The following is a 12,781-nucleotide window of genomic DNA, read 5'->3' as shown; positions in this document are numbered from 1 at the left end:
ACAAAGGGCATCCCAATCATATTGAGATGCCCTTTCTAATTGTCTGCAACTTTGTCATCAAACAGAGCTCAACGAGCTTATGGATTGATGTTCCAAAGCAACTCACCTTTTTGTGTCTCAAGGTTGAAGTCGATACACGCTAGGCCCGAAGTGGGAAACATAGGCGGCGCCATGCCTGTTGCAAACTCTGCAGTTAGGTAGCCAACTAGAGGTAAATGAGAAACAAATAAAATGGTCTCTAGTTTTTCTACTTCAGCCATTGCTAAGGTCAAATCAAACACATCGTCGGACATTCCATAAGGCGTAATATCATCACAGGTTTCTACTTTCTTTCCAGAAAACGCCTGAGAGATCTCTAACCACGTTTCTTGTGCCCTTAAATATGGGCTCACCAGCACTTTATCGAATTGACTAATCCCCTGCTCATTTGCAGCTTGTGCCACGGCAAGAGAAGCCATTTTCCCGCGCTTGGTCAACGCTCTTTCTGCATCCGAGTTGGCAAAATGTTCTGCTTCACCGTGGCGCATAATGAATATTTTCATGTTCAATCCTGTCTTCGTAACATGTCGAAAGTCGATATATCCCATATATCAGCGAAACGCTACTTAGGTTTGGCTCTCAATCCAGAGAAACCGCAGTCAATATAAATAATTATATCAAGTCACTTGCCAAAGAGTTCGACTTTCTTAACAATCTTGTTAAAAGAAAATAAATTACTGATAAAAATCGATAAAAGTGATTTAGAAATCGCCAAAAAGCACTTCATATCCCAAAATATGATCACAAGGTTTGCACGCCGAATCATCGGGTACATAATTTAAAAACCACCTTCTCTGGAGATGCTCCTGTGCACTTAAGCCCAAATGATGAACATCAATACCGCTACATAACCTTAAATAACGGGTTACGTGTACTGTTAGTTCAGGATCAAAATGCTCAAAAAGCAGCAGCCGCATTAGCCGTCAATGTGGGGCATTTTGATGACCCTACAGACCGAGAGGGTTTAGCTCACTACTTAGAGCATATGCTATTTTTGGGAACTGAAAAGTATCCAAAGGTCGGAGAGTTCCAAAGTTTTATCAGCCAGCATGGCGGTAGCAACAACGCTTGGACAGGAACAGAGCACACCTGCTTCTTTTTTGATGTTGAATTGAATGCCTTTGAAACCGCACTCGATCGCTTCAGCCAATTTTTTACCGCTCCCCTTTTCAACGAAGAAGCGTTAGACAAAGAACGCCAAGCCGTTGACTCCGAATACAAGATGAAACTCAACGACGACTCACGACGCTTGTACCAAGTTACCAAAGAACTGGTGAATCACAATCACCCATTCTCGAAGTTTTCTGTCGGTAATATCGATACGTTGGGTGACAGAAACGGCGAGACGATTCGACAAGAGATCTTGGCTTTCCACCAGCAACAATACTCTGCTGACTTGATGACACTGACACTGTCTGGCAATCAGTCGTTAGATGAGATGCAAAGCTGGGTTGAGGATCGCTTTAGCTCAATCACCAATCACAACCTACAAGGCAAAAAGGTTGAAGTTCCGATTGTCGGCGAGTTGAGCACAGGCGTACAAGTGCGTGTTGAGCCAATTAAAGAAGTACGCAAACTGATCTTAACCTTCCCTATGCCCAGTATGGACGAACACTACGGCGTTAAGCCATTGTCGTTCTTTGCCCATCTTTTAGGTTACGAAGGTGAAGGCAGTTTGATGATGCAACTCAAAGAGAAAGGCTGGATAACATCTCTCTCTGCAGGTGGTGGCGCGAGTGGCAGTAACTACCGTGATTTCACAGTCAGTTGCTCATTGACCATAGAAGGTTTAACCAAAACCGATAACATCATCCAAGCGATATTTCAGTACATCAAGTTAGTCGAACAACAAGGCATAGAAGAGTGGCGCTACCTAGAAAAACGCGCCGTTTTAGAGTCTGCTTTCCGCTTTCAAGAGCCAGCAAGACCGCTTGATGTCGTCAGCCACCTCGTCATCAACATGCAGCACTACCAAGAGCAAGATGTGGTGTATGGCGATTACAAAATGTCGCATTTCGATGACGAATTACAGCGTTCTTTGCTGCCTTACTTAACCGTAGACAACATGCGAGCGACCATTGTTGCTCAGGGATTCGAGTATGACAGGGAAGCGAAGTGGTACTTTACTCCCTACTCGGTCACACCTTTTAGCGCTGAACAAGTTCAATGCTTTACGTGCATTAACCCCGGTTGGCAGTTTGAACTCCCAAGCAAAAACCCGTTTATTTGCTACGATCTAGACCCGACTGAACTGGAAGGTGACGCTAAGTTCCCACAACTGTTAGAAGAGCTCGACGGCTTTAAGCTGTGGCACCTGCAAGACCATCAATTTCGAGTTCCTAAAGGTGTGGTGTATGTCGCTATCGATAGCCCGCACTCAGTTGCTAGCCCAAGAAATATCGTTAAAACACGCTTGTGCGTAGAGATGTTCTTAGACTCACTCGAAAAAGATACGTATCAGGCTGAAATCGCCGGAATGGGCTACAACATGTACACCCATCAGGGCGGTGTAACGCTCACTCTGTCCGGGTTTAGCGAGAAACAGCCACAACTGCTCAATATGATTCTTGAACGTTTCCAAGCACGCGACTTTAGTCCAACACGCTTCGAAACCATCAAGCATCAATTGCTCAGAAACTGGAACAACGCGTCGCAAGATCGCCCTATTTCGCAGTTGTTTAATGCAATGACTGGGATACTTCAACCAAATAACCCGCCTTATTCCGTGTTAATTGAAGCCCTAGAAACGATAGAGGTCGATGAGCTCTCCTCTTTTGTTCAAGCAATCTTGGCGGAACTTCATGTTGAGATGTTTGTGTATGGCGACTGGAAAAAAGCCGATGCACACAAGATGGCTGAAACGCTAAAAGATGCACTGCGTGTTCAAGATCAGGCTTACGAAGAATCACTGCGTCCGCTCATCATGCTCGGTGAAAACGGCAGCTTCCAACGTGAAGTGGTGTGTAACCAAGATGATTCAGCAATTGTGGTTTATTACCAATGCCCTGATATTTCACCTAAAAATATCGCGCTGTATTCATTGGCAAACCATTTGATGTCGGCCACTTTCTTCCATGAGATACGAACCAAGCAGCAGCTAGGTTACATGGTCGGTACTGGCAATATGCCGCTCAACCGACACCCTGGTATTGTGTTGTATGTGCAATCACCGAATGCCGCCCCTGCTGACTTGTTAGCTTCAATAGATGAGTTCCTCAATGCCTTTTACATGGTGCTGTTGGAGCTTAACGACTATCAATGGCACAGCAGTAAGCGCGGTCTCTGGAATCAGATTTCGGCACCAGATACGACTTTGCGAGGGCGAGCTCAGCGCTTATGGGTTGCGATAGGCAATAAGGATGTTGAGTTCAACCAGAGAGAGCGCGTATTGGAAGACCTTAAGGGGTTAACTCGCTCAGACATGATGCGTTTTGTGGTTAGCCAGCTAAAACCACGCACGGCAAATCGCCTGATTATGCATGCTCACGGTAATGCTCATAATGAGGAAGAGAAGCTGTCAGCAGGTGTTGAAATTGGCTCTATTGATGAGTTTCAGTTACGCCCGAAAGATACTGAGCTAGGCTGATAAAGCTGGAATGAAAATCATAAGGTTGATGTGAAAGCATCAACCTTTTTTATTGGATGCAGCCCAAAAGCAGATCTCCTATTACGCTCCTTCGTCGCTTTAGGAGATGACGGTAGTTTTGATTGACGTGTGTTTGACCACCTTTCTAATCAACGCAATAACTTACTTTTTATCTCTCAATCATCATTCCCGAGAAGGAGGAACGACTGAGTCGGGAATCTCATTCCTTTCACACTCGTTCATAAAACAGAAAAGCCCGCATCAATTGCTTGATACGGGCTTCTTAATCAATGAGTTAGAGAGTTACTTGTAGAAAGACTCACCCAATCCAGCACGTGTCAGTAGGCCATCACATGGCGCGAAACGATCACCGTACTTCTTAGCGAAATCGTTCATCATCTCAACCAGTGACTTAATGCCGATTTGATCCATATAACGGAACGGACCACCTAGGAATGGCGGGAAACCGATACCGAAAATCGCACCGATATCACCATCACGAGGGCTGCGGATAATGCCGTCGTCTAGACAACGAACCGCTTCGTTTAGCATAGGTAACACACAGCGCATCGCGATATCGTTATCGCTCAACTTAGGATCTGGTTGCAGCTTAAGCAGCTTGTAAACTGACTTATCCACTTCCTTCTTCTTGCCTTTGTAAGTGTAGAAACCTTTACCACTCTTGCGGCCTTTACGATTGTCATTCAAAAGAATATCGAACACATCAGGACCTTGGAAACGATCGCCAAGCTCATTCACTAAAATCGGAATGATCTTCGCACCGATATCAACACCCACCTCATCTAATAAAGTGATAGGACCAACCGGGAAACCGAAGTCCAATAACGTGCTGTCGAGCTTTTCAATCGGCTCGTTCGCTAGCAGTAAATGCGCTGCTTCGTTCATGTACGGAGCAAGAATACGGTTCACATAAAAACCAGCCGTGTCTTTCACAACAATCGGCGTTTTACCTTGCTTCTTCGCTAATGCAACAACCGTAGAAATCGTCTCTTCTGACGTAGTTTCATGAGGGATAACTTCTACTAGCGGCATTTTTTCGGCTGGGCTGAAGTAGTGAAGACCGACCACGTTTTCTGGTCGCTGCGCCTTCTCCGCAATCTTATGGATCGGCAATGAAGACGTATTCGTCGCGAAAATAGTCTCTGGCTTGGCATTGGCTTCGATGTCCGCAACCATTGACTGCTTAAGGTCGAGGTCTTCAAATACCGCTTCAATCACCACATCGGTGTGATTAAAGCTCGTAAAGTCGATACCACCAGACAGTTGAAGCATCTTACTTTCAAGGCCCGCTCGGCTCAGAATGCGACGCTTACGCTGCTTATCGAACAACTTGAAGTTGTAGTTAAGCGCGTTCAGTACACCTTCATTTGATACGTCTTTAATGCGTACAGGCACTTTCGCCTTAGCAACACTGACATGGCTGATGCCTGCGCCCATAAGACCACCGCCTAGCACACCAACACGCTTAACCGCTTTGGGTTCAGCGTCTGCGCCGTGTTCTTTTTTCATTTCCGTGGTTGCAAAGAAAATCGAACGAAGGGCTTTAGACTCTGAAGTCATAACCAGTTCTGAGAAACGCTTCGCTTCATACTGAAGACCTTTATCAAAGCCGTTCTCAAGGCCATAACGAATCACGTCTAAAATCGCATCCGCTGCTGGGTAATTGCCGCGTGTTTTCTGATTGGTCTTCTTAGAAGCTTGTTCAAAAATCACTTTACGACCAAGGCCGTTACGTGAAATCAGCTTTTCTTTGGTCGACGCTTGGCTTTTCGACGCAAGGCGCTTACCTTTTTTACTGCCCGTATTCTTTTCAACAAAGCTTTTAGCGACTTCAAGCAGGATAGTTTCAGGCACACAAGCATCGACAACACCGAGCGATTTCGCTTTCTTAGCGCGCAGTTGCTTACCCGTAAGGATTAGGTCAAGAGATGGCAGCAAACCAATAAGGCGAGGTAGACGCTGTGTACCGCCAGAGCCTGGTAACAGACCTAACTGTACTTCTGGCAGACCAACGCGAGTCTTATCTGAATCGGTACATACACGGTAATCACACGCCAGTGCAAGCTCTAAACCACCACCTAAACATGGGCCGTGAATCGCTGCGACTACTGGGTACGGTAGTTCAGAAAGCGTTTGGAACATCTCCTGCCCTTGGCGAGCCAGAGACTGTGCTTCGTCAGCCGTTTTACACGCATCAAGCATTCTTACATCAGCACCAGCGATAAAGTTATCTGGCTTAAGAGAATGAACGATTAGGCCCTTAACTCGGCTTTGCTTTTCTTTGAGTTGCTCGAAGATGGCTTTCATTTCTTCAGCAAAAGCCGCTTGCAGCGTGTTCATTTTCTCGTTTGGTACATCAATCGCTAACCAAGCAATATCTTGCTCATCGATATTGAGAGTAAATGCTGTCGCTTTCTTTTTGGTTGATTCAGTCGCAGAGGTTGAATCTGGTTGAGCGACTGTTTCTTTTTCTGTTGTTGCATCAAGAGTCGTAGACATTATTCTACCTCCAAGATCATTGCTGCACCTAAACCACCAGCCGCACACGCTGTGTTCAGTGCCAAGCCGCCACCGCGACGTTTCAGTTCACGTAATGTTTGAGTCATCATGCGTGCGCCAGTCGCTGCAAACGGATGTCCGTAAGCAATCGAGCTACCCAGCACGTTGAACTTCTCCATATCAATCTCACCGATCGCTTTATCGCGGCCAAGATTCTTCTGTGCAAACTCATCGCTTGCGAACATTTTCACGTTAGCCAAAACTTGGGCAGCGAATGCTTCGTGCATTTCGATCAGTGTTAGGTCTGACAACTCTAAACCGGTGTTCTTTAATACTTGTGAGGTCGCGTAAGTCGGGCCCATCAGCATATCTGTTTCAACACCAATCGCTGAGAACGCATAACCACGAATATAACCAAGCACTTCTAAGCCTAGTTCTTTCGCTTTACCTTCGCGCATCAACATCACTGCTGCACCGCCATCAGTCAGTGGCGTAGCATTGGCTGCCGTTACACTGCCGTACTTTCTATCAAAAGCAGGACGTAGCTTGGCGTATCCTTCAACCGTTGAGTCGTGGCGAATGTTGTTGTCTTCCGCTAGATACTTTTTGTAAGGTGCCGGGAATGCCGTCATCACTTCGTCTTTAATCTTGCCTTCTTTCCATGCCTGAGAAGCCAAAGAGTGAGAACGGTGAGCAAGTGCATCTTGAGCTTCGCGAGTAATACCATGCGTCTTAGCCATTTGCTCAGCCGTTTGTCCCATGGATAAACCGGTCGAGTATTCAGCAACTGCAGGTGGTACTGGCATCAAATCTTTTACGGAAAGTGTTTTAAGAATTTTCAGCTTTTGACCCATAGTTTTCGTTTTACTCAGCGCTAATAGATTTGCCGCTAACTTTTTCGAAACACCGATAGGCAATACAGAAGAAGAGTCCGCACCGCCCGCAATACCGATATCAATCGTGCCAGCCATAATGCTTTCGGTCACGTTAACTGCCGCTTGGAAGCTGGTCGCACATGCTCGTGTGACACTGTAGGCATCGGTATTGATGTTCATGCCTGTGCCCAACACGATTTCACGCGCAATGTTCGGCGCTTCTGGCATTTGCACTACTTGGCCGAACACAACTTGTTCGATAAGCGCAGGATCGACATCCGTTCTTGCAAGCATTTCGCTCACAACCATTTTGCCTAGGTCAACCGCAGGCACTTGGCTAAATTCTGTGCTCTGACGAGCAAATGGGGTTCGTAATCCAGCGACAACGGCAACACGTTCTCCAGAACGCGTTTTGACTTCCTGTTTGCCCATGGTTTCTCCTTAAAGTTAAGAGGTCTGACCTGAAGCATTGTAAAGAAGTTGTTAATTAAATCAAACGAGCGTTTAAATAAACGTGATACGAGTATCTCACTGTTTGAAAATATAACTGCGCATTCAGGCGAACCTTTTGGGGGGAAAGGTTGTCGTAAGAGACTAAACTATTGTAAGCAAAGACTGTTATCGCTGTGTAGGGAATGGTTTTCTTGAGGCAAAAAAAAACCACACAAAGCTGTGTGGTCGGAATGTATATAAAGCAATTAACTTAGCGCCAATTGAAATAATCAGTTTCCTGATTAGGAGAAAGTAAAGTCAGCCTTCAAAAGGAAGTGTCGTCTTGCTCAACATGCTAGCCACGAATGACTAACTAGACGACAAGGTGTACTATAACGGGTTCGAGGCCTTAGATTTTGAAGTAGATCAATTTTAATGTGATTTTACGATTTCCTGCCGATCGTTAGCTCTAAAAATATAAAAACGAAGCACAACGTATAGAGGACAGCTATACGCAGAGCAATTATGGAGGCTCGTGTGTCAATAATAAAAATGTTTGGAAAGAAAACAGCCAAGCGTCCGGTCAACTCTGATATGGACAAACAAAGAAAATACGAAGCACTTGTGCGCGCCTATCATCGTGACCTCTTTCGCTACGCCTATTGGTTATGCAAAGACAAAAGCATTGCCGAAGACTTAGTTCAAGAAACTTGCCTTCGTGCATGGAAGTCACTCGATAGCCTTCAAGATGAAAAAGCCGCCAAATCTTGGCTGATTACCATCTTGAGACGCGAGAACGCTCGACGTTTTGAACGCAAACAGTTTGATCTGGTTGATATCGACGATCACGGTAACGATGCTAGTGTCAGTGATGACCCGCACCATCAGCATCAGTGGTTGCAAGCCCAGATCATGAAACTTGAAATTGATTACCGTGAACCTCTCTTCTTGCAAGTGATTGGTGGTTTTAGTGGTGATGAGATTGCCGATATTCTCGATCTCAACAAAAACACGGTGATGACACGTTTATTCAGAGCTCGAAATCAGTTGAAAGAGCTGTTGGATACAGAAGAGGCAGAGAGGGGGCAACATAATGGATGATTTGGAATTTCGTCGTCGTGTATTGTCGGAACCTAAACAACGTACACAAGATATTGTTGATGCGACCGCGAATAGCGAAGCCAATAGTAACTTCTTAGACGATGTACTAGCGCTTGATAAACAGATCCACTCTGCGATGAATGTGGATGTGCCAGACGATCTTGCTGATCGTATTCTGTTCAATCAGACCTCAAGCGAAGAAAGCAAAGTAGTAAGGCCAACGTTTGCGAGACGAGCAATGGCAATGGCCGCCTCAGTAGCATTCGTTGCAGGTTTATTAGTTGGCCAAGTGAATTGGGGAAATGCATTCGTTTCACCTGCGCAAGCTAGTTTAGTTGATACAGCGATGAAGCATGTTGTTGATGAGAAGAGCTTTGTTAGTAGCATCGATGAACAGGTTACATCGCAGCAGATCAACGCAAAAATGAACCCATTTGCTTTTCAGTTTGATGACGCTTTCCCTTACCATGTTTATTACCTAAACCACTGTGGCTTTGGTAAATCCAACGCAGTACATATGGTCTTCCAAGGCGCAAAAGGCAAAGTAACACTGTTTTTAACCGGTATTCCAACAGACAAACCTATCGATTTTGATGAAAAAGGCATGTCCGGCTCGGTAACACCCGTAGATGGCAGCAGCTTAATCCTTGTGGGTGAAAATGGTGAGGATGTTTCCAAAATCGCCGAAAAGCTGACAAAAATGATCAAACCAATGAGCTAATTCGCTCTTAAAGCCCCGTCACAAAAGGCCCAGCAATTATATTACTGATATTGCTGGGCTTTATTTATAAATAAACCACAAAACCATTCACACCACCAATACATCTAGAGTTAAAACTCTAAAAAACAGCATTTCACACCATTTTCGTGCCAGATAGGCGTCATTTCCATAATTTTCCACTCAAAATTCTCAATGGTCGGATTTGTATATCGTATACTTGCGAATAGGATCAGCCACCATTGAGCAATTGCTCAAATTAATCGCCCTGTAGAGGCGGATATATAAAGGAATAAATGAATGACTACCAACAACACGCGTCTGTTTAAAAAGTCTCTTTTAGCAGTAACAATTACACTGGCGTCTTCGCAAGCGATGGCAGCAGGTTTCCAACTTAACGCACAATCAGCTACCGGTATCGGCCGTGCTTTCGCTGGTGATGCAGTAATCGCAGATAACGCGTCAGTAATGGCACGTAACCCTGCGGCAATGGCACTGTTTGACAAAACTGAACTATCTCTTGGTTTTGAAAGCATCACTTCTATGATTGAAGTTAAAGACGCTAGCTACAATCCAGGTGGAGTTTCTTCTCCTTTGTCTTCAAATGCAAACTACGATGATGCTGGTGATACTTCTATCGCTCCAAACATCCACCTTATTGTTCCTGTTAATGACAAGTTTGCATGGGGTATCAACGCTTACTCTAACTTCGGCACTAAAACTGAGTTCTCTTCAGATTACGCTGGTAACGAGTATGGCGGTCTAACAGATGTACAAAGTGTTAACTTTGGCCTTGCTGGTTCATACCGTCTGAACGAACAATGGAGCTTTGGTGCTGGCCTTGACCTAATTTACGGAAAAGGCGAGCTTCAGCGACCAAACCCTCTGGGCATGCAAGGCGATGCTTTAAATGTCGATGCAGATGGTTGGGCTCTAGGCTTTAACTTAGGTACCGTATTTGAGCTAGATAAGAACAACCGTTTCGGTCTAGCTTATCATTACTCTCCGAAGCTAGAAGCTGAAGGCGATATCTCTTACTTAGGTACTGAGTACAAAGACGACACGTTGTACATGCCTTTACCAGATCTTCTTGAGTTCTCTGGTTACCACCGCATTGAAGATACAAAATTTGCAGTACACTACTCTGTTCAATGGATCGGCTGGAGCTCTTTTGACAAGCTAGAAGCTAAAGATGCTGGCGTATTGAATGACTACGAATGGCAAAACGGTATGCACTATGCCATCGGTGGTACATACTACCTAAACCAAACTTGGACATTACGTGCGGGTTACATGTACGACACAAGCGCACAGGATGAGCTAACTTCAATTTCAGTTCCAGACTCAGATCGTCAATGGTTCTCTGCAGGCTTCACATATCACCTAGACGAAAAGTCGAACATCGACTTTGGTTTCACTTACCTAATGGGTGATGATGTTGACGTAGAAGAGAAGACTGAAAACCCATTCTTTGGTGCACCAGGTCAACCACAATACCTTTCATCAATTACTGGTACGACACATGCTGATGCAATCCTACTGGGTCTGCAGTACAGCCGTAGCTTCTAATATAAGCTAATAAGTAATCTCCAAAGGGCCGCATAATGCGACCCTTTTTTATTGCCTAAACCACTGACCTACATCAATTTAAGCTTACAACTGTAGCCTGCAAGGTCAATATATGACTACAAGTGTACGCTCAAACTTCGCAACACAGCAGAAACATTTAGATTATTTCTCTAATAATTAAACACATTTACTCATTAAATCCCTAAAACACTGTTTTATTCGAATTTCATTTTTAAAGTAATGACTCTAAACGTAGAATCACGCCACTAAATACTTATGATTCAGCGAACATAATAATGAAAATGAATAAGACTCTTCTATCTGCTGCAGTGGCAGTTGGACTACTTTCGACTTCTACCGTCACTCACGCGGCAGGTTTTCAACTAGCAGAATACTCGGCAACAGGCCTAGGCCGCGCATACGCTGGTGAAGCAGCAATGGCAGACGGTGCAGATGCTCAATGGCGTAACCCTGCAATGCTGACTTACCTAGAAGGTACACAAGTTTCTGTTGGTGGTATTTACGTTAACCCTAACATTGATGTTAAAGGTGAAGTAAACCACGCTCACCCAGCGTTAGGTACAAGCCAAGCATCTTCAAACGATTTCGCAGATGACGCTATTATCCCGAATCTTTACATTTCTCACCGTTACAACGAAAAGTTTGCTATCGGTTTTGCATTTGGCACGAATTACGGAATGGAAACGAATTTAGGTGACGACTTCAACGCATCTCATTTCGGTAACGAAGCAAGCGTAATCACTAAAGAAGCTAACTTAAACTTCGCTTATCAAGTTGTTGAGCAAGTAAGCATTGGTGGCGGTATCCGTTACGTTATGGGTGAAGGCAGCTTCGGTGCAACAGCACCAGCGAAAAATGCAATTGGTCTAGATTCAAACCAAATGCCGATCTCAGCTCCAGAAGGCACTACACTGAAATATATGGAAGGTGAAGACACCGCTTGGGGTTGGCAAGTAGGTACAGCGTGGCAGATCAACGAAGACCACCGTATCGGTTTTGCCTACAAGTCTGAGGTTGAGCTGAAGTTAGAAGGTCACGCAGAAGGCATCGGCTTTGGCATGACACCTGGTCAACGTGACAATGGACATATGATGTTAGCACTTCCTGCAACAGCAGAGCTTGCAAGTTTCCATCAACTCACTAAAGCACTTGCAATCCATGCTAGTTTTAATTGGACTGACTGGAGTTCTTTCGAAAAATTGCAAGCTGAGCTACATACATATGGTAGCCATACAGTTAAGGTTGAGAATTGGGAAGATAACTATCGCTTTGCTGTAGGCGCAACTTACCAAATTGACCCTAAACTGGCACTACGTACAGGTGTGGCTTACGATACTTCTGCAGTTAGCGATAAAAACCGTACTATCACTATTCCAGAAACTGACCGCACATGGTTAAGTGTTGGTGCTGGTTACCAATGGTCTGAACAGCTTTCATTGGATGCTGGCTTTACTTACATCATTGCTAAAGATGCTCCCATCACAGAATCTCGCGGTTACGCATCTGACGATGCAGCCGAAGCTGTTGGCGGCCAATTTATTGGTACAACAACGGGTAATGTTTGGCTAGTTGGTGTACAAGCTAACTACCGCTTCTAATCTGTTTTACTTAATCTAAAGTAACAAGCATTAAAAAGGCTCGATGTTGTATCAACATCGAGCCTTTCTTTTGTCGATTTTCTAAAACGTATTTCTAGTAATCTTCTAGATAACCATCAATGAAGTCTTCTTCTTCGAGATCAAACTCTTCAGGTTCAATTTCGGCTTTAAAGTCACGACGTTGAATGTAGACCTCACGAGTCAAAGCATATGGATCTGGCGAGTCGTCCAATAGTGATTCTTGTGACACTAACTGAGCGCGAGTCTCCATGCCTTCGAATGCCCACTTTCCTAAGCTAGCCCAGAAGTTCAAGAAAGACAG

The 12,781-nt window shown here is 44.7% G+C and carries 9 protein-coding genes; 5 read left to right on the top strand and 4 right to left on the bottom strand.

Annotated elements, in window-relative coordinates; translation table 11 throughout:
• Nucleotides 1-77: 77 nt before the first annotated feature.
• Nucleotides 78-542, bottom strand: a complete 465-nt coding sequence (gene sixA, locus AB6E51_RS00045) for a phosphohistidine phosphatase SixA (protein WP_017064097.1) — start codon at nucleotides 540-542, stop codon at nucleotides 78-80.
• Nucleotides 543-847: 305 nt separating this feature from the next.
• Between sixA and AB6E51_RS00040 the strand changes: the two genes are divergently transcribed.
• Nucleotides 848-3,625, top strand: a complete 2,778-nt coding sequence (locus tag AB6E51_RS00040) for an insulinase family protein (protein ID WP_102320194.1) — start codon at nucleotides 848-850, stop codon at nucleotides 3,623-3,625.
• 303 nt (nucleotides 3,626-3,928) lie between these two features.
• Here the strand turns inward: AB6E51_RS00040 and fadJ are convergent, their stop codons facing one another.
• Together fadJ and fadI are read right to left on the bottom strand one after the other, a co-directional pair.
• Complete coding sequence (fadJ, locus tag AB6E51_RS00035) at nucleotides 3,929-6,145, bottom strand: fatty acid oxidation complex subunit alpha FadJ (RefSeq protein WP_102332825.1); 2,217 nt, start codon at nucleotides 6,143-6,145, stop codon at nucleotides 3,929-3,931.
• Nucleotides 6,145-7,452 carry an acetyl-CoA C-acyltransferase FadI gene (gene fadI, locus AB6E51_RS00030; RefSeq protein WP_017060645.1) on the bottom strand — a complete coding sequence of 436 codons (1,308 nt, stop codon included), beginning with the start codon at nucleotides 7,450-7,452 and terminating at the stop codon, nucleotides 6,145-6,147. Before fadI ends, fadJ begins: the two co-directional genes overlap by 1 nt.
• A gap of 552 nt (nucleotides 7,453-8,004) precedes the next feature.
• Between fadI and AB6E51_RS00025 the strand changes: the two genes are divergently transcribed.
• The 4 genes from AB6E51_RS00025 (at nucleotide 8,005) to AB6E51_RS00010 (ending at nucleotide 12,459) form a co-directional block, all read left to right on the top strand.
• The gene (locus AB6E51_RS00025) at nucleotides 8,005-8,553 is read left to right on the top strand and encodes a sigma-70 family RNA polymerase sigma factor (protein ID WP_017060646.1); all 549 of its coding nucleotides are present in this window, start codon (nucleotides 8,005-8,007) and stop codon (nucleotides 8,551-8,553) included.
• Nucleotides 8,546-9,274, top strand: coding sequence for a DUF3379 domain-containing protein (locus tag AB6E51_RS00020; protein ID WP_017060647.1), 729 nt, complete (start codon nucleotides 8,546-8,548; stop codon nucleotides 9,272-9,274). Before AB6E51_RS00025 ends, AB6E51_RS00020 begins: the two co-directional genes overlap by 8 nt.
• A 297-nt stretch (nucleotides 9,275-9,571) precedes the next feature.
• Nucleotides 9,572-10,840, top strand: coding sequence for an outer membrane protein transport protein (locus AB6E51_RS00015; RefSeq protein WP_102332826.1), 1,269 nt, complete (start codon nucleotides 9,572-9,574; stop codon nucleotides 10,838-10,840).
• A 296-nt stretch (nucleotides 10,841-11,136) separates the two neighbouring features.
• On the top strand, nucleotides 11,137-12,459 hold the full coding sequence (locus AB6E51_RS00010) for an outer membrane protein transport protein (RefSeq protein ID WP_102332827.1): 1,323 nt from the start codon (nucleotides 11,137-11,139) through the stop codon (nucleotides 12,457-12,459).
• 94 nt (nucleotides 12,460-12,553) lie between these two features.
• Here AB6E51_RS00010 and AB6E51_RS00005 read toward each other — a convergent pair.
• The coding region (locus tag AB6E51_RS00005) for an MlaA family lipoprotein (RefSeq protein WP_372139801.1) at nucleotides 12,554-12,781 on the bottom strand (228 nt) is incomplete at its 5' end.

This window comes from Vibrio sp. 10N.247.311.47 (assembly GCF_041467535.1).
GTDB classification, from domain to species: Bacteria; Pseudomonadota; Gammaproteobacteria; order Enterobacterales; family Vibrionaceae; genus Vibrio; species Vibrio crassostreae_C.
The sequence above is the reverse complement of the archived record's forward strand: the minus strand, read 5'-3'. Positions and strand labels throughout refer to the sequence as shown.